An 18,843-nucleotide genomic window follows, 5' to 3' on the forward strand; every position below is an offset into this window, starting at 1 on the left:
GCCTTCCCGCACGCGTGGTCGACTGGGACACGACGCTGCTGATCCTGGTGTCGGCACTGATCCTGCTGGCCGCGTTGATCCTCGGCGTCTGGAAATTCCGCCAGATGGCGACGTCCGAGAACGGGCAGGCGCATCCGTACGTGGACATCGCTCACCGGGCGGCGCTGATGTACTCGTTCGCGACTCTGGTCCTGGTGCCTCTGGTGCACTTCGGCGCGTGGCCGACGTGGGTGAATCTGGTGGCGTCGGGGGCTGTCGTCTTCTTCTTCGTCGCCGCGATCGTCAGCTACGTGGTGCACGGATTCCTGCGCGACACCGACAACCAGTTCGTCCGCCCGGTGCCGGGAACGCATGCGTTCATGTATGCGCTCGCGGCCACCGAGATCGGCGGACTACTGGTGTTGATCGTGGGTTTCGTGCGCGGGCCGCTGTTCGTGAGTTAGCGCGCGAGCTCCACGTCGTCGACGAACGGGTCGCCGTTGCGCGGGGCGTCGAACCGCTCCTGGTCCAGGATGCCTTCGCGCTTGGCGACGATGGCCGGGATCAGCGCCTGGCCGGTGACGTTGACGGCGGTGCGACCCATGTCGACGATCGGCTCGACCGCGAGCAGCAGACCGACACCGGCGAGCGGCAGGCCGAGCGTGGACAGCGTCAGGGTCAGCATGACCGTGGCACCGGTGGTGCCCGCCGTCGCCGCGGAACCGATCACGGAGACGACCACGATGAGCAGGTAGTCGGTGATCGTGAGGTCGACGCCGTAGAACTGGGCGACGAAGATCGCGGCGATGGCCGGGTAGATGGCCGCGCACCCGTCCATCTTGGTGGTGGCGCCGAGCGGAACCGCGAACGACGCGTACTCGCGGGGCACACCGAGATTGCGCTCGGTGACGCGCTGGGTCAGCGGCAGGGTGCCGATGGACGAGCGGGAGACGAAGCCGAGCTGCGTCGCGGGCCACACGCCCGAGTAGAAGTTGCGGATCGAGAGACCGTGCGCCCGAACGATGATCGGGTAGACGACGAAGAACACGATGGCGAGTCCGACGTACACCGAGACCGTGAAGACACCCAGCGAGCCGATCGCGTCCCAGCCGTACGTGGCGACGGCGTTGGCGATGAGCGCCGCCGTACCGATGGGGGCCAACCGGATGATCCACCACAGCACCTTCTGCACGATCGCGAGCAGAGAGGCGTTGAACGTCAGGAACGGCTCGGCCGCCTTGCCCACCTTCAGCGCGGCGATACCGATCGCCGCGGCGACGACGAGCAGCTGCAGGATGTTGAAGTTCAGTGTGGTGCTCAGCGCACCCTCGGTCTCGCTGGTGCGGGCGCCGAGCGCCAGGAAGTTGTTGGGGACGAGGCCGGTGAGGAACGACCACCACGACCCTGTGCTCGACGGTTCCTTCCCGAGATCTGGCGAGACGCCGGTGCGCGAACCCGGTTGCGCGACAAGCCCGATGATGATGCCGACGATCACGGCGATGAATGCGGTGATGGCGAACCACAGCAGGGTCTGGCCCGCCAGGCGTGCCGCGTTGGTGACGGCGCGCAGGTTGGCGATGGAGCTGACGATGGCCGTGAACACGAGGGGCACCACGGCGACGGTGAGCAGTTTGACGTAGCTCGATCCGATGGTCGACACCGTCTCGACGAGCCAGTTGGGGTTGCCGTCGGCGGCGTCGGGCATGGATCGGGCGATCAGTCCGACGATGACGCCGAGGATCAACCCGGCGACGATCTGGGGCCCGAACGACGTGAGCCAGTGCGGCAGTCGACGGGTGGGGGCAGCGCTGGGCGCGGACATGGTGGTGCCTTCCGAGAATGCTGGGGCGGCCGAGAACAACGGCCGAGAAAAAGGGTGCGCGGTGGACGAGTGGACCGGGGAGGAACACGGTCTATCGACAGATGGCGCTGGCCTGCAGGCGAAGGTCGACGTAGCGACGCGAGGTCAGGAGCAAGGGCACTCGGACGATGCTACGCCCGTGCCCGGGTCAGCTGACGCCGAGCCAGCGCAGGCCCGCGGTGACTGCCGCTGCGGCGACGACTACGAGCACGAAAGGCGCTTTGCGCCAGGCGAGAACAGCGGCGACGAGGACCCCGGCGGGGAGTGCGAGGCCCGCGTCACGGGGAAACGTCGAGGTCGCGACGAGGGCGACGAACACGACGGCGACCGCCGTGGTCATCGACTTCTCGGCCGACACGGACAGTTCCCGGCGCCCGCGCAGCGCGATCCCGATCAGGCGGAACGCGAACGTGCCGACGGCGAGTGCGGCGACACCCGCGAGAATGGCCCCGGTGCTCACGAGGCGTCGTTCCTACGCCCGTGTCGGAGCACGAACGGCATGACGGCGATCAGGGCGAGCACCACGGACACGCCGGCGGGCACCACGACCCCAGCGGCGACGGCGACCACGGCGCCGACACCCGCGGCGATGCGTGTCACGCGATCGTGCAGGGAGGGCATCACGAGTGCGAGCAGGACGGCAGGAAAGGCGGCGTCGAGTCCGAGCGACTCCGCGCTCTCCACGCCGGCGCCGAGGCCCACACCGGCCAGCACGCCCAGATTCCATGCGAGGAAGAGGAACGCGCCGCAGAACCAGAACGAGAGGGTCCTGCCCCGCCTGGTGGTCGAGGCCATCGAGAAGGCGACCGACTCGTCGGTGACCAGATGGGCCCCGAGCAGTCGTGCGGCGGGTCGGTCACCGAGCAGCGGTGCCACCGAGAAGCTGAGCGGAAGCAGTCTGCCGTTGATGAGGAGCGCGCTGGACACCGCGGCCACAACGCTGCCGCCGCCGGTGAGAACTCCGACGAAGACGAACTGCGAGGCGCCCGCGAAGACCGCGATCGACAGGAGGCAGGGGAGCCACCACGGCAGATCGGAGGCGACGGCGATCGCACCGAGCGAGGCACCGACCAGGGCGTCGGCCAGGCACACCACGGCAATGTCCCGCACCGCCACGTCGGGGTCGTCCCGGAGCGTGAGCCACAGGGGTGTTCGCCATATCGAACGCATGGTGCTCATGGTGAACGGTCGCGGTGCCGTTCGTCAAGGCGAACAAGGGGAGTGCGAGACGAACACTGTGGCATCATGCAGTCATGTCCGACAGCGCACCCATCGCCGCGATCGCCGCGTCGCTCGTCCGGGAGCGTCGACGTACGGGCCTGTCTCTCGCCGAGGTGGCCCGGCGCGCGGGTATCGCGAAGTCGACCCTCTCCCAGCTCGAGTCGGGAACGGGCAATCCCAGCGTCGAGACGCTGTGGGCTCTGAGCGTGACGTTGAACGTGCCCTTCGCGCGCCTGGTGGAACCGCCGCGGCAGGAGGTCCGCCTGGTACGACGCGGTGAGGGTCCGTCGATCGCCGCGGAGTCGTCGGACTACACCGCGACACTGCTGTCGTCCTGCCCACCGACCGCCCGCCGCGACCTGTACCTGCTCGCCGCCGAGGTGGGGACGCCCCGGCTGTCCGATCCGCACATGCACGGGGTGATCGAACACGTGGTGGTGTCGTCCGGCCGGGCGGTGTGCGGGCCGGTGGACGCGACCGAGGAGCTGGGGCCGGGGGACTACCTGTCGTACCCCGGCGACGTGCCCCACGTGTTCGAGGCACTCGAGAACGGGACGACTGCGGTGATGGTCACCGAGCAGTACTGATCGAGGCCAGATCCGCTGTGACCGGCAGGCGGTTGCTCAGCAACGCGCACAGCAGGATTCGCGCCTGGGCGGGACTGAGGTCGCCCGCGGACACCGCACCGGCACGTACCAGGTCGGCGCCCCCTCCGCCGCCGCCGTAGGTGGTGACGACACCGCCGGACGGCACCCGCGTCGACAACATCACCGGGACACCGGCATCGGTACACCGGCGCACAGCGTCGACGACGGCGGCATTCGCATTGCCCGCGCCCATCGCCTGCAGCACGATCCCGTCGGTGCGGGCGGACCGCAGGGCGTCGATGACGAGTCCGTCGACACCCGGGTAGAGCGCGACCACGTCGACCCGGATCCCGTCGATCGAACTGTCCGGCAGCGTCTCCCGCGGAACCGGGTCCACCGCCGGCGTTCCGGAGTAGGCATCGAGCGCGGTCGTGTGCGATTTCCGTACCCCGCGGGCCCGGAGAACGCGCGGGCCGAAGGCGACGAGTACACCGTGGCCCCGTCGCTCGGGATCGGCGGCCACGCGGAGCGCCGACTCGACGTTGTGCGGGCCGTCGCTCTCGACGTGGTCCGCGGTGCGTTGGGCGCCGGTGATCACGACGGGGCGAACGTCGGTGTGGGAGAGATCGATCAGCATCGCCGTCTCCTCGAGGGAGTCGGTGCCGTGCAGGACGACGACACCGCTCACCGCGTCGTCACGCAGCGCCGCGGTGACGGCGCCGCGGACGGTGTCCATGTCGAGGAGCGACATCGCGGCACTGTCGACGCACAGGACGTCGGTGACTCGGACCCGGACTCCCACGCGGAGTCCGGCATCCACCAGGACGTCGTGGGCGTGACGGCCCGTGGTGCTGACACCGTCGGGGCCGACGCGGCTGGCGATGGTTCCGCCGGTGGTCAGGACGACGACCGTCGGCAGTGCGGGTGAACTCATCGGGCGACCGTTCCCCCTCCCGCACGGGCGCGCTCGCGGGCGAGCCGCTCGATGCCCGGGCGCGCTGCGCGCCAGCCGATGACCAGCGCGGGAACGATGACCAGGAGGGAGGCGAGCGTCCAGGTGCCGATCGGGTAGTCGAAGCCCATCAGGACCAGGACGACCACCAGGAAGACGAGGGTGGCGATGCCGGTGTACGGGGCGCCGAACAACCGGAAGGACGGCCGCGTCACCACGCCCTCCTTCGACAGGTGCCAGAGCTTGAGCTGGCACAACACGATCATGGCCCAGGCGCTGACGATGCCGAGCGCGGCGAGATTGAGCACGATCTCGAACGCCTGCTCGGGCACCACCGCGTTCAGCACCACTCCGAGCAGGGTAACCGCTGCCGTGAGCAGGATTCCGCCGTAGGGCACGCCGGCCTTGCTCATCTTCATCGCGAAGCGCGGCGCGCTGCCCGCCGCGGCCATCGATCGGAGGATGCGACCGGTCGAGTAGAGCCCGGCATTGAGCGAGGACAGCGCCGCCGTCAGGACGATGAGGTTCATGGCGGTGTCCGCGCCGTCGACTCCGATCGAGCCGAAGAACGTGACGAACGGGCTCTCACCCGCGCGGTAGGCGGAGTACGGCAGCAGGAGCGACAGCAGCAGCACGGACCCGACGTAGAAGACCGCGATGCGGATGATGACGGTGTTGATCGCCTTCGGAATGACCTTCTCGGGGTTCGGCGTCTCGCCCGCGGCGGTGCCGACCAGCTCGATGGAGGCGTAGGCGAACACTACGCCCTGGATGATGACGACGGCGGGCAGCAGACCGTTGGGGATCAGCCCGCCGTTGTCGGCGATCATCGACAGGCCCTGCTCCTGGTTCGGTGTCCCCTTGACGAGGAGGTAGAGGCCGATGCACAGGAACGCCACCAGGGCGAGCACCTTGATCAGGGCGAACCAGAACTCCAGCTCGCCGAAGACCTTGACCGACACCAGGTTCAGCGACAGAACCAGCAGCAGTGCGGCGAGGGCGAAGACCCACTGCGGTACCGACGCGATCGGGTCCCAGTAGCGGCCGAAGAAGTTCATGTAGAGCGCCACGGCGGTCACGTCGACGACGGCGGTCATCGACCAGTTGAGCCAGTACAGCCACCCGGAGACGAAGGCGGCCTTCTCCCCGAAGAACTCGCGAGCGTAGGACACGAAGGACCCGGACGTGGGCCGGTGCAGCACCAGTTCGCCGAGCGCCCGAAGGATGAGGAAAGCGAAGAACCCGCATACCGCGTACGCGATGACGAGTGCCGGGCCGGCCTGCGCCAGACGTCCGCCTGCACCCATGAAGAGGCCGGTTCCGATGGCGCCGCCGATGGCGATCATCTGGACCTGCCGCGTTTTCAGGCCTTTGTGATAGCCGTCGTTCTCGGCGGCGTGGAGGGCGTCGTCGGCGCCGTGCTGATCGGTGGTCGTGGTCATCGGGTCCTCAGTTCTGGAGGTTCGCGAGATGTTCGGGGCGGAGCAGTTCTTCGAGACGTGTCGCTGTCAGGAGGCCGCGTTCGAGCACCAGCTCCGCGACTCCTCGTCCGCTCTCGAGTGCCTCCTTGGCGATCTCGGTGGCGGCCTGGTATCCGATGTGCGGGTTGAGTGCCGTGACCAGTCCGATGGAGTGTTCGACGCTGTCTCGCAGGTGGGCCTCGTGCGCGGTGATCCCCACGACGCACTTGTCCGCGAGCGTCCGGCAGGCCGCACCCAGGTGCGTCATGCCGGAGGTGAGCGACTCCATGATGATGGGCTCGAAGGCGTTGAGCTGCAGCTGACCTGCCTCGGCCGCCATCGTGATGGTGACGTCCTGGCCGATGACCTGGAAGGCCACCTGGTTGAGCACCTCGGGGATGACGGGGTTGACCTTGCCGGGCATGATCGACGAGCCAGCCTGTACTGCAGGCAGGTCGATCTCGCCGAACCCTGCACGCGGTCCCGAGGAGAGGAGTCGAAGGTCGTTGCACACCTTCGACAGCTTCACGGCGCACCGCTTGAGTACTCCCGAGAGATGCACGAACTGACCGACGTCCTGCGTGGCCTCGACGAGATCCGTCGCGCTGACGAGGGGGAGTGCGGTGATCTCGCGGAGGTGCCGGACCGCTGCCTCGCGGTAGCCGGGGGCGGCGTTGAGTCCGGTGCCGATGGCGGTGGCGCCGATGTTGATCTCGTGCACCAACAGTGACGCCTCCTCGAGGCGGGCGCGGTCCTCGTCGATCATGACGGCGAACGTGCCGAACTCCTGGCCCAGTGTCATCGGCACGGCGTCCTGCAACTGGGTCCTGCCCATCTTGACGATGGAGCGGAACTCCTCTGCCTTCGCGCGGAAGGCGTCCTGCAGGATGCGCATCGACTCGGACAGTTCGGCCACCGCGAGGATCGTCGCGATGTTGCAGGCGGTGGGGTAGACGTCGTTGGTCGACTGGCCGAGGTTGACGTGCTCGTTGGGGTGCAGGTGCGCGTACTCGCCGGGACGGTGGCCGAGCAGCACCAGCGCGCGGTTGGCGATGACCTCGTTGGCGTTCATGTTGGTCGACGTGCCGGCGCCGCCCTGGATCACGTCGACGACGAACTGGTCGTGCCACCGGCCGTCCAGGATCTCGCGGGCGGCCTGCAGGATCGCGTCGCCGCGCACCTCGTCGAGAAGACCCAGTTCGATGTTGGCCGCCGCGGCCGCGTACTTCACGGCGGCGAGCGCGCGGATCAGCTTGGTGTTCGACGAGATCGGTCGTCCGGTGATGGGGAAGTTCTCGGTGGCGCGCAGAGTGTGGATGCCCCACAGCACGTCGGCGGGCACCTCGCGCTCTCCCAGCAGGTCGTGCTCGGTACGGGTGGCGGCCACGGCGTTCTCCTTCGCTTGCTGTCAGGCTGTCTGACAGGTTGAGTGTGAACCACGGCACAGTGGATGTCAACGGTGATCTGTCGGAGCCGGGCGCTACGGTCGGGTCGACACCGGACCTCACGGTCGGTGGGACACCACGACGTTCCAGGAGGGCCACGTGCTCGAGCTCCACCGCGCCGAACGCGCGAGCACGTTGGCCACCGGTCTCGCGACGCTGCTCGCCGAGCCCCTCGCGGACGCCTTCGCCGCAGACGTCGTCGCGGTCCCGGCGAAGGGCGTGGAGCGGTGGCTCCGACAACGGCTCTCCCTCTCGTTGGGGGCGGCAGGAGTGTCGGACGGCATCGCGGCGAACATCGACTTCCCGTCGCCCGGCCGCCTGGTCGACGACGTCCTGGCCGTGGTGACGGGCGTGGACGCCGACTCGGATCCGTGGGCCGCGGGCCCGTTGCTGTGGACTGTCCTACGCGTGATCGACGAGTGTTCGACCGAACCCTGGTGTTCGGTTCTCTCCCGGAGCATCGGCGGTGCGGCGGCGGCGCCCGACGATCACCGCCGTGGTCGACGCTGGTCCACCGCGTCCCACGTGTCCGGGCTCTTCCGTTCGTATGCCGCACAACGGCCCTCGATGATCGTCGACTGGGCGGCCGGTGCCGACACGGACGGCGCCGGCGCCCCGCTCGCGCCGGATCTCCTGTGGCAGGCGGAGCTGTGGCGCCGGGTGCGGGAGCGCATCGGGGTGCCAGGCCCCGCGGAGAGACTGGACCCGGTCTGCGACACCCTCGCCGAGGACGGGTCGACGCTCGATCTTCCGTCGCGCCTGTCCCTGTTCGGGGCGACCCGTCTCACCACCCTGCAGCGACGCGTGCTGCGGGCGGTGGCCTATCACCGCGACGTCCATCTGTGGCTGCCACACCCCAGCCCGGTCTCGTGGGCTGCGACGTCCCGGCGTGCGGGCGCCGGGTCGGTGCGGCGTGTCGACGCGCCGCCGGTGTCGACGGCGGGTCATCCCCTGCTGGTGAGCCTCGGCCGCGACGTGCGCGAGTTGCAACCGCTTCTCGAACCGACGGCAGATGCGGACCGCCATCTCCCCGATCCGGAGCGGTCCGACGCGCGGCGTGTCGAGGCGTCGACGACCGTCCTGAGGCGGATGCAGAACGACATCGTGGCCGACCGCGCCCCGGCCGCGCCCGACGTCCCGGGGATGGACGACAGCGTGCAGATCCACGCCTGCCACGGCCCCGCCCGGCAGGTCGACGTGCTGCGCGACACCTTGCTGCACCTCTTCCAGGACGATCCGACGCTCGAACCGCGCGACGTCCTGATCATGTGCCCGGACGTGGACACCTTCGCTCCGCTCGTGCGAGCGGCCTTCGGGAACGAGGGCGCGGTGGGCGATCCCTCGGCGCACCCGGCGCACGGACTCCGCGTGCGGCTGGCGGATCGGGGGCTCCGGCGCACCAATCCCGTGCTCGACGTGATCGCGGCGATGATCGAGATGGCAGGGGACCGCGTCACCGCGTCGCAGATGCTCGATCTCGCTGCGTCCGAGGCTGTGCGGACCCGGTTCCGCTTCTCCGACGACGATCTCGAACGGCTCGCCGAGTGGACACGGGTGTCCGGTGCGCGATGGGGCATCGACTCTGTGCAGCGAGAGTTGTTCGGCCTGGGCGACTTTCGTCAGAACACGTTCACCGCGGCCATGGACCGACTGCTGCTGGGCGCCGCTGCCGACGAGACCACGGGGGACTGGCTGGGCCTGGCCCTTCCCGTGGACGACGTCGACGGGAACGACATCGATCTCGCCGGTCGGTACGCAGAACTGGTCGACCGGGTCTCTGTCGTGTTGCGCGGTATGCGGGGCGAGCATCCAGTCCGGACGTGGCGCGCGAGCCTGATCCGAGCGATCGACCTGCTCACCGAGGTCGGGCCGGCCGACGTCCGACATCGGGTCGACGCGCTGCGGGAACTGTCCGCCGCGCTGGAACACGGTGACGACATCTCCCTGCAGCTCGCCGACATCCGGTCGATGTTGCGCGATCGCCTGGCCGGGCGCCCGACGCGATCGAACTTCCGCACCGGAGAACTGACGGTGTGCACCATGGTCCCGATGCGGTCGGTGCCGCACAGGGTGGTGGTGTTGCTCGGGCTCGACGACGACGTCTTCCCACGCGCCGGCCACCTCGACGGCGACGACGTCCTCGCACGCGGTGCGCTGATCGGCGAGCGTGACATCCGTAGCGAGGACCGTCAGCTGCTGCTCGACGCCCTCATGTCGGCCGGCGAGAAATTGGTTCTCTTCCACACCGGGGCGAATCCGGTGTCGGGTGCCCACGAACCTCCCGCCATCCCGTTGTCCGAGGTCATCGAGGTCGTGGCGGCCACGGCGGGGGTCGAGAACAACCGCGCGGTCACACGGCACCCGCTGCAGCCGTTCGATCCGTCGATCTTCGACGGCAGCGCTCCCGCCGGGTTCGACAGTGCCGCGCTCGCGGGCGCGGTGGCGGCGAGCGCTCCCTTCGTTCCGCGGCAGCCGTTCCTCGATGGTCCGCTTCCAGCGCGAGACTCCGCGGACGTGGCGTTGGCGGAGCTGGTGGCGTTCGTGCAGAGCCCCGTCACCGCATTCGTGCGGCAGCGATTGAAGGTGGGTCTGTCGGGGCGGGACGACGACGTCGTCGACGCCCTCGCCGTGGAGCTGGACGCGCTGTCGGCCTGGGACATCGGAGAGCGCATGCTGTCGGCGCTCCTGACCGGTGTGGAACTGGCCGACTTCCGGGCCGCGGAATGGCGCCGCGGAACGCTGCCGCCCTTCGCGCAGGGTGCGCGCCTGCTCGAGCAGATCGAGAACGACGTGGTGCCCATCGCCGACGCGGCGGCCGAGATCCACGTCGGGCCGCCGGAGAGTGTGGACGTCGTCGTGGATCTGGACGGGGGGCGGCGGCTCACGGGCACCGTTCCCGGGGTGCACGGCACCACCGTGGCGCGCACGTCCTATTCGAGGATGGCCCCGAAGCGGCGACTGGAGGCCTGGATCCACCTGCTGGCGGTCGCGGCGCAGAGTGGCTCGGACGGGTGGACGGCGGTCACCACCGCGCGGGGTCGGTCCTCACGGCCCGTGTCGCGGTCGACCCTCACGACACCCGAGGACGCCCGCGCGGTTCTGGCAGAGCTGGCGGACCTGCGCGACCGCGGTCTGCGCGAGCCACTGCCTCTGGCGCTGAAGTCCGGGGAGGCGTACGCCGCCAGAGTCGTTCGGGGAAGCAGCGAGGAGATGGCCCTCACGGCGGCAGCTCAGCAGTTCTCGGATCGGTTCGGCGACGTCACGGAGCCGGCGGTACTTCTGGTGCACGGAAGCGGAGTCGACTTCGGGCAGTGGACAGCGATTCATCCGGCCGCCGACGAGGCGGCGTGGTCGGCCGACGGCACGCGCTTCGGTGTGCTCGCGCGACGAGTGTGGCAGCCGTTGCTCACCCACGAGAGCATGGAGCAGCGATGAGCGCTCCCGAAGGTATGGAGCAGCGATGAGCGCTCCCGAAGGTATGGAGCAGCGATGAGCACGTTCGATCTGACGGGGCCGCTCCCGCTGGGCACCACCGTGCTCGAGGCGAGCGCCGGCACGGGCAAGACCTACGCCATCGTGGGCCTCGCCGCCCGCTACGTCGCCGAGGGCGTCACCGACATCGCGGGCGTACTGCTGGTGACGTTCAGCAAGGGCGCGACGCGCGAGCTTCGCGAACGCACGCGTGCACGCTTCGCCGAGGTCGCGGCCGCCCTGGCGGATCCGTCGGCGGCCCGTACGGGCGGTGACGAGCTGATCGCACTGCTCGCCGACGTCGACGACGACGAGGTGGTGCTGCGGCGCACTCGGCTGCTGACGGCGCTGTCGGAGTTCGACGCCGGGACGATCGCCACGACGCACAGCTTCTGCCAACGCATGCTCGACGGACTCGGGATCGCGGGTGAGCGGGAACCGGACGCGACCTTCGTCGAGTCCGTGGACGATCTCGTCGACGACGTGGTCGACGACCTGTATCTACGTCGCTACAGCGCAGAGGTCGGTTCGCCGCCACTGACCGTCGCGCAGGCGCGCACGGTGGCCCGGGCCGCGGTCTCGGACCGGCGGGCCGTGCTCAGTCCGGACGCTCCCGACGACACGGCGGCCGGTCAGCGGGTCGCGGTGGCCCGCGAGGCGCGGGAGGAGACCGAGCGCCGGAAGCGGCGGCTCGGGGTCCGTGACTTCGACGACCTCCTCGAACTCCTGCACGGCGTGCTGTCGGACGAGACGCACGGCTCGGCCGCGTGCGCGCGTGTCCGCGAGAAGTTCACGGTGGTGCTCGTCGACGAGTTCCAGGACACCGACCCGCTGCAGTGGTCCATCCTGCGGAGGGCGTTCCACGGGCACTGCACCCTGGTTCTCGTCGGTGATCCCAAGCAGGCCATCTATGCGTTCCGCGGCGCCGAGGTGCTCAGCTACCTCGACGCGGTCGCGGTGGCGGACCGGCATCTGGCACTCACCACCAACTGGCGGAGCGACGCGGCCGTGATCGGCTCGCTCGCGCACCTGTACGAGGGTGCCGCACTGGGACATCCCGACATCGTCGTCACTCCGGTGACGGCATCGCACCGGGAACCTCGGCTGCTGGCCGCCACGACGCGGGACCCGCTGCCTCCAGTGCGCCTGCGCGTGTTCGGTCGAACGGGCTCCGGTCCGCTGAACAACAAGGGCCTCCCGGCCACCGAGAAGGTCCGACTGCGTATCGCCGACGACGTCGCGCAGGACATCGTCGCGCTTCTCGACGGCGACGCGATGCTGACGGTCGACGGCGCGTCGCCGCGGCCTGTCGCTCCCGGAGACATCGCCGTGCTCGTCCGGTCGGGCAGACAGGCCGAGCAGGTGCGGTCCGCTCTCGAGCGCGCCGGCGTGCCGTCAGTGCTGTACGGCGGCTCGTCGGTGTTCGCCACCGAGTCCGCGGCGCACTGGCTGCTGCTCCTGCAGGCACTGGAACAACCGCACCGTGCCGACGTCGTGCGGCGCGCCGCGCTCACACCGTTGCTCGGATGGTCGGCTCGCAGCCTCGACGAGGGTGGCGACGCCGCGACCTCCGCACTGAGTGCGCGCTGCCGCGAGTGGTCCGCGCTCGTCACAGGGGTGGGCTTCGCGGCGATGGTCGAGAATCTCACCGGATCCACCGAGCTCCAGAAACGTCTGTTGGCAACCGAATCCGGTGAACGCGATCTGACGGACCTGCGGCACGTCGCGCAACTCGTCCAGCGCGAGTCGCTCGAGGGCGGACACGGGGTGACCTCGTTGACCCGCTGGCTGGCCGACCGGATCCAGGACCCCACGAGCGGCGCTGTGGCCGACCGCAGCCGACGGCTCGACAGCGATGCCGAGGCCGTGCAGGTGGCCACGGTGCACGCGATGAAGGGGTTGGAGTTCCCGATCGTGTACGTCCCGTTCGCGTGGGGTGCCGCCGGATCGTTCGATCCGGACACCCTGCTCTTCCACGATGACGAGGGTGCGCGTGTGCGCGACGTCGGTGGGTCCTCCACTCCGGGGTACCGCGAACGCAAGCAGCGCCACGACGAGGAGGCGGCGGGCGAGGAGATGCGCCTCCTCTACGTCGCCCTGACCCGCGCGCAGTGCCGTCTGGTGCTGTGGTGGGCACCGACGGCGATCACGGCGGCGTCCCCGTTGCATCGACTGCTCTTCGGCAGAGTGCCCGGCATCGCGGAACCGGAGTCGACGGTGCGCCTGCAGGACGATGCCTCCGCGACGACGACCCTGCAGTCGCGCTGCGGCAGCGCGATCGGCGTCGAGGCGGTGCAGGACGTGACGGTGGTGGCCCGGCCCGCGCGGACGTCCGAGAGAAGCGGTGGCGCACTGGCCGTCGCGCACTTCGACCGGAGGCTGGACACCGCGTGGCGGCGAACGTCCTACTCTGCGCTGACCGCGGGCGCGCACGATCAGCCGGTCGAGGTCGTCGAATCCGAGGACCCGATACTCGGCGACGAACCGGTGGAGGACCCGTTCGCGGCAGGTGTGGGCGCGGGGGCCCCCTCGCTCATGAACGGTCTGCCCGCGGGAGCCGCGTTCGGCACCCTGGTGCACGAGGTTCTCGAGTACGTCGACACCTCCGTCGACGATCTGCCTGCAGAGGTGCAGCGCCGGTGTGTCGAGGCCGTCTCGGCACACGGTGCCGACATCGACGCGGATCATCTCTCTCGGGCGCTGACGGCCGTCCTGCGCACGCCCCTGGACTTCGGCGCGGCGGGCACCGGCACGCTCGCCGAGGTCCACCCGTCGAACAGGCTCGCCGAGATGGACTTCGAGATCCCGTTGTCGGGCGGTGACCACGCCGCGACGGCGCACGTGACCGTGCACGCCGTCGCCGATCTCGTGGCGCACCACCTCGCTTCGGACGACGTGCTCGCGGCCTATCCGCAGCGGATGCGCCGACTCGACGACCGGACGCTCCGGGGCTACCTCACCGGCAGTGTCGACACGGTCCTGCGTGTCGGGTCGTCCGACGATTCCCGCTACGTGGTGGTGGACTACAAGACCAATCGCATCAGAAGTGGCGACCTCACCGTCGACGACTTCACGGTCGAGGACATGGCCGGCGAGATGATGGAGTCGCACTATCCGCTGCAGGCACTGCTCTATTCCGTTGCGCTGCATCGCTATCTGCGGTGGCGTCGACCGGGATACGACCCCCGGGTACACCTCGGAGGAGTGCAGTACCATTTCGTCCGAGGCATGATCGGCCCGGACACTCCGCCCGGGCGCGGGGTCTTCTCCTGGGCGCCGTCCCCCGATCTCGTGACGGCGCTGTCCGATCTGCTCGCAGGAGTCCGGTCGTGACCGCGGTGTACCCGGGCGCTGTCGCGCAGCGCGGCAAGGGAGTGCTGCGCGCGTTCAACGACGTCGGCGTCCTCACCGCGGCCGACGTGCACGTCGCCCTCCGACTCGGCGCGCTCGGCGGGGAACGGGACGAACTGGCGCTGTTCGCCGTGGCACTCGCCGTGCGCGCGGTGCGCGTCGGGTCGGTGTGCCTGGACCTGACCCGCCTGCGCGACGTCACGGCCGACGACGGGGTCGACACGGACGCTCTGCCGTGGCCGGACGACGCGGCGGTCGTGGCCGCCCTCCGGGCGAGCCCACTCGTCCTGGGTGGGGAGAGCGGTCCGCTGCGACCGGTGCTCGTGGTGGACACCGCGGACGGCCCGTTGCTCTATCTACAGCGGTACTACCTGCAGGAGAAAGTGATCCGGGACGTGCTGGCTGCGCGCGCACTCGACGCGCCGGCTGTCGACGTGGAGGCGGTGCGGCAGGGACTGGCCACCTACTTCCCGAGCACCGAGGTGCCCGACAGGCAGCGCATCGCGGCGGCACTCGCGGTGACCGGGTGGACCACCGTCATCGCGGGCGGCCCCGGAACGGGCAAGACGCACACGGTCGCGCGCATTCTCGCTCTGCTCACCGCAGTGCACGGCCCCGGTCTACGGATCGGGCTCGCCGCGCCGACCGGGAAAGCGGCTGCGCGACTGCAGGAGTCGGTGGCCGAGCAGGCACCGGAACTCGGACTGCGAGACGACATCCCGGCGATGACGGTGCATCGGCTGCTGGGCTGGCAGCCCGGCAGCCGCAGTCGGTTCCGTCACGACGCACACAACAGGCTCCCGTACGACGTGGTCGTCGTCGACGAGACGTCCATGGTGTCGTCCACGCTGATGAGCCGACTCATGGAGGCGGTCCGCGCCGACACCAGGCTCGTACTGGTCGGCGATCCCGACCAGCTGACCTCGGTGGACGCGGGCGCGGTGTTGGCCGATCTGGTCGCGCGGCCGGTGACGGCGGCGTTGCCGGAGGTGGTCACCGCCCTGGTGGGCGCCGACCTCGGGTCCGTCCCGGCGGCGGGGGACTCGTCGGAGAAGAGTCTCTCGACGGGCGAGGTGCGCCGACTCGCCGCGGGCGCCGTGCGACTGAGCCGCGGGCGTCGGTTCGGCGGTGTCATCGCCGATCTCGCCGTCGCTGTGCGTGACGGCGACGAGGACGAGGTGGTGCGCCTGCTGAACTCGGGCGATCCCGCCCTCGAGTTCGGTCCGCGGTCCGACGTGTCGTCGCTCGAACGCGATGTGGTCTCCACCGCTCGGGCCGTGACCGCGGCCGCCGCGTCCGGTGATGCGGCCGCGGCCCTCGCCGCTCTCGAGCGGCACCGCCTGTTGTGCGCGCACCGCGAGGGCCCCTCCGGTGTGGATCACTGGGCACGGTGGGCGATGGACCGCGTGGGCGCCGACACCTCGACCTTCCTCGACGCCGCACAGTGGTATCTCGGGCAACCGCTCCTGGTGACGACGAACGACCACGACAACCGTATCTACAACGGCGACACCGGCGTGGTCGTCGACGACGGACACGGCGGCGTGGTCGCCGCGTTCGCGCGCGGGTCGACTCCGTTCCTCGTTCATCCCAGCAGGCTGTCGGCCGTGCAGACGGTGTACGCCATGACGATTCACCGCAGTCAGGGAAGTCAATACGACACCGTCTCGGTGGTCATCCCGGACGAGACGTCGTCGCTGTTGACGAGGGAACTGCTGTACACGGCCATCACGCGCGCCCGCCGCACCGTGCGCATCATCGGCAGCGAGGAGTCGGTGCGCGCCGGTGTCCGTCGCCGGGTGCTGCGGGCCAGCGGACTACGTCGCGACTCGCCGGTGCCCTTCGGTCACTCCTGATCCACCGCGCGCGCGGCGTCTCGTGGCAGTCGGTTGTCCGAGCACTGCCCGCATGTCGTGCGTGTGCGCTATATTCTCCTCGACTGCGGTCGGGGGGACCGTTACAGGCGGTGAAAACAGGACGGGGGACAGGGTATGAGGAGTCGTCACCACCTGCCCGACGTCCGGTCCACCTCGGCACCGAGCCGCGACGAGCTCGCCTAGTGTCCACATTCCTCACCCCGGGCGTCGAACACGAACCGCGACCGCATCGCCGCGGGTTGTTCGGCTCGCACCCCGGGACCACCGAGAGCGAGGATCGGCGGGTCCTGTCCGGCGCTCTCCCCGTCCGACACCGCATCGTGATCGCCGACATCGGTCTCGGCGAGGATCTCGGCACCGATGCGTTGGCCGGGATGTCCGCAGCGGTCGGCGAGCGTCGGCCAGGTGGCGTGATCGCCTGGGATCTGGCCGGTGAGGCCACCAGGCACGGTGCCGCCGCGCAGATCGCCGAGGACGTCGAGGCCCTGGTGGCGCCCGAGTGCGATCCGCGAGCACTGTCCCACTACGTCGACACCCGGCCCGAAGGGCACGATGCTCTCGGAGCGGATGCGTCGCTGCAGGACCCGCACGCCATCGAGGACGTTCTGACCGTCCTGACACACCACCGGCAGACGGTCGTCGTGCACGCCCGCAGCGACGAGCCGTACTTCGCCGCGATGATCGACGACGCGGACTCGATCGTCGTCCCGATTCCCCATTCCGAGGCTGCCGCACTCCGCGTCGTGGCGCTGATGGACTCGCTCCGCGGCAGCGGCCGCGACACCTGGTCGGACCGCATCGTCGTCGTCAAACACGATGCGGTACATGCCGGTTCGCGATCCGGCTCCACGGATCTGCGACGCGTGCTCGGGGATGCGGGAGTCCGCACCGTGCTGGACGTGCCGTCCACGTCGGACTCCGATGCGGACGTTCGCCGCGCCTGGTCGCACGTCGCCGCCGTCGTGATGCGGACGCGCGGGCCGGTACGCCCGATCGTTCCCGACGCGCACCCGGGTCTGCACGCCGACGACCACACACCCTCCTTCGACAGCACGACGGCGACACTGCGCGCGCGCTCTGCCGACACCCGGCCGAGTCGTCGCAACGGGCGACTTCCCGCCCTCGCCGCCCTCGGTGCCCTTCTCGTCGCGGGAGGACTCGGCACCGCCGTCATGATGCAGCGCGCCCCCGCGGATTCCGCACCGGTGCCGGTCGCCACCGCGGGTGTCGGTGCGGACGCGGCCGATCAGACCGCGTCGGCGGCGCCGACGCCGATCGATGCGGCCCGCGCGAGTGGTCCCGCCGTGATCGTGCGCTACGACGATCTGTACTACCGAGATCGCGACGCCGCAGCGGCCGCAGCGCTCTGGGATCTGTCCGACACGGCCGGTGTGGACGCCACGGTGGCCGATCTGCAGCGATCCATCGACGCGGTGGACCCGGCGATACGGCACCGCATCGACGTGGCGCCCACCTCCGACCCGCTCGTCTTCGACGCCGTCCTGACACTCACGGTTCCGGACGGCCGGGAGTTCCGGTACGACCAGCAGTTCACGGTGCGGGAGGACGACGACGGCTTCGCCATCGTCCGCAAGATCGACTGCGCCGGCGTCTGTCCCGCTCCGTGACCCGTCTTCCGGCCCTCCTCCCGCCACGACTCGAGAGAGACACACGATGACGCACCGCGCGCCCGTACGCCGCCGACGCACAGTGGGATCCGGTCTCGCCGCGAGTGCGATGGCGGTGGGTGCCTGGGGGCTGGTGACCTGCGCGTCCGTCCTCGTCGCACCCGCGGCGTCCGCTGCCCCGACATCGGTGAACGACGAACCGAACACGGCGGCGGAGAAGGTCGCCGAGAGCAGGCGTCGCGACGAGTTGTCGCAGAAGGAGCGCGCGGCAGAGGACGCGGAACGCGAACGCCAGGAGAAGGAAGCGAAGCAGGCAGCCGACGACCTCGCGGCGCAGGAAGCCGACGAGCGGAGAGAGCGGCGAGAGGACCAGGCCGCAGCCGTGCAGAACGGCACCGCGCCGGCGCCGGCACCGTTCGTCTTCCAGCTTCCGCCGCTTCCGTTCGAGATCCCCGGCGTCACGCCGCCCGCCCCGGCGGTCACGGCACCCGAGCCGGTCGCGCCGCCGGTCGACACGGCACCGCCGCCCCCCGCGACGGCCCCGGCTCCGGTGGTCGACGACGTCGCCGACGTCGTCGAGGTCGAGGAGGCTCCCGCGCCGACGCCGGCCGTCACGGCACCTGCCGCGCCGGCACCGGTTCCCGAGCCGGACCCCGCACCGTCGCGCCCCGACCCGACACCGGGTCCCGGCCCCGCGCCGCTCCCCGCCACTCCCCAGGTGCAGTCCGGTGGTCATGGGCCGCACACCGGCCCCGATCCGGATCGCGACCCGATCGATCCTCCGTCGCCGCCTCCCGGTGACGACGACGAGCCCCGTCAGCCGTCGCCGAGAGCTGCGACGATGAGCAACCCGGCTCCGCCGTCGGTGAGCAACCCGGCTCCGCCGTCGGTGAGCAACCCGGCTCCGCCGTCGGCGAGCGACACCGCGCCGCAGTCGGTGCAGCCGTCCGGAGAAGGTCGGCACGCGGCACCCGACCCGGGCTGGACGAATCCCGTTCCCGGACGCTGACC

General features: G+C 70.2%; 13 protein-coding genes. 7 read left to right on the forward strand and 6 right to left on the reverse strand.

All coding sequences use genetic code 11. From position 1 onward, the window contains the following. The first annotated feature begins 14 nt into the window (after positions 1–14). On the forward strand, positions 15–443 hold the full coding sequence (locus tag ASG69_RS13055) for a hypothetical protein (protein WP_056448349.1): 429 nt from the start codon (positions 15–17) through the stop codon (positions 441–443). On the opposite strand, the gene ASG69_RS13060 is transcribed toward ASG69_RS13055, so the two are convergent. The 3 genes from ASG69_RS13060 to ASG69_RS13070 form a co-directional block, all read right to left on the reverse strand. After that, on the reverse strand, positions 440–1,801 hold the full coding sequence (locus ASG69_RS13060; protein ID WP_056448351.1) for a dicarboxylate/amino acid:cation symporter: 1,362 nt from the start codon (positions 1,799–1,801) through the stop codon (positions 440–442). The genes ASG69_RS13055 and ASG69_RS13060 overlap by 4 nt on opposite strands. Before the next feature lie 187 nt (positions 1,802–1,988). Then, on the reverse strand, positions 1,989–2,300 hold the full coding sequence (locus tag ASG69_RS13065) for an AzlD domain-containing protein (protein ID WP_082544669.1): 312 nt from the start codon (positions 2,298–2,300) through the stop codon (positions 1,989–1,991). Beyond that, positions 2,297–3,010, reverse strand: coding sequence for an AzlC family ABC transporter permease (locus ASG69_RS13070; RefSeq protein WP_056448547.1), 714 nt, complete (start codon positions 3,008–3,010; stop codon positions 2,297–2,299). Before ASG69_RS13070 ends, ASG69_RS13065 begins: the two co-directional genes overlap by 4 nt. An 83-nt stretch (positions 3,011–3,093) precedes the next feature. Here ASG69_RS13070 and ASG69_RS13075 point away from each other — a divergent pair, with 83 nt between their 5' ends. After that, positions 3,094–3,648, forward strand: a complete 555-nt coding sequence (locus ASG69_RS13075) for a helix-turn-helix domain-containing protein (protein ID WP_056448549.1) — start codon at positions 3,094–3,096, stop codon at positions 3,646–3,648. On the opposite strand, the gene ASG69_RS13080 is transcribed toward ASG69_RS13075, so the two are convergent. Genes ASG69_RS13080 through ASG69_RS13090 form a run of 3 tightly spaced genes read right to left on the reverse strand, consistent with a single transcriptional unit; the run spans position 3,632 to position 7,447 of the window. Continuing rightward, positions 3,632–4,582, reverse strand: coding sequence for an asparaginase (locus ASG69_RS13080; protein WP_056448354.1), 951 nt, complete (start codon positions 4,580–4,582; stop codon positions 3,632–3,634). The genes ASG69_RS13075 and ASG69_RS13080 overlap by 17 nt on opposite strands. Further along, a complete protein-coding gene (locus ASG69_RS13085; RefSeq protein ID WP_056448359.1) occupies positions 4,579–6,042 on the reverse strand; it encodes an amino acid permease in 1,464 nt (487 codons plus the stop codon). Before ASG69_RS13085 ends, ASG69_RS13080 begins: the two co-directional genes overlap by 4 nt. A gap of 7 nt (positions 6,043–6,049) precedes the next feature. Beyond that, positions 6,050–7,447, reverse strand: coding sequence for an aspartate ammonia-lyase (locus tag ASG69_RS13090; protein ID WP_056448361.1), 1,398 nt, complete (start codon positions 7,445–7,447; stop codon positions 6,050–6,052). 157 nt (positions 7,448–7,604) lie between these two features. Here ASG69_RS13090 and recC point away from each other — a divergent pair, with 157 nt between their 5' ends. The 5 genes from recC to ASG69_RS13115 all read left to right on the forward strand — a co-directional run bounded on the left by recC (position 7,605) and on the right by ASG69_RS13115 (position 18,841). Beyond that, positions 7,605–10,940 (forward strand): exodeoxyribonuclease V subunit gamma, encoded by a 3,336-nt coding sequence (gene recC, locus ASG69_RS13095; protein ID WP_056448364.1) that lies wholly within the window; start codon positions 7,605–7,607, stop codon positions 10,938–10,940. 54 nt (positions 10,941–10,994) lie between these two features. Further along, positions 10,995–14,309 carry a UvrD-helicase domain-containing protein gene (locus ASG69_RS13100; protein WP_056448367.1) on the forward strand — a complete coding sequence of 1,105 codons (3,315 nt, stop codon included), beginning with the start codon at positions 10,995–10,997 and terminating at the stop codon, positions 14,307–14,309. Between the two features lie 5 nt (positions 14,310–14,314). After that, entirely contained in the window at positions 14,315–16,183 is a 1,869-nt protein-coding gene (gene recD / locus ASG69_RS13105; RefSeq protein ID WP_056448551.1) for an exodeoxyribonuclease V subunit alpha, read from the forward strand. Between the two features lie 203 nt (positions 16,184–16,386). Next, a complete protein-coding gene (locus ASG69_RS13110) occupies positions 16,387–17,832 on the forward strand; it encodes a hypothetical protein (protein ID WP_056448372.1) in 1,446 nt (481 codons plus the stop codon). A gap of 46 nt (positions 17,833–17,878) precedes the next feature. Beyond that, positions 17,879–18,841: a hypothetical protein gene (locus ASG69_RS13115; protein WP_156380524.1), complete on the forward strand. Its 963-nt coding sequence runs from the start codon at positions 17,879–17,881 to the stop codon at positions 18,839–18,841. Positions 18,842–18,843 lie beyond the last annotated feature (2 nt).

The sequence above is a fragment of the Rhodococcus sp. Leaf225 genome (assembly GCF_001426145.1).
Classification (GTDB): domain Bacteria; phylum Actinomycetota; class Actinomycetes; order Mycobacteriales; family Mycobacteriaceae; genus Rhodococcoides.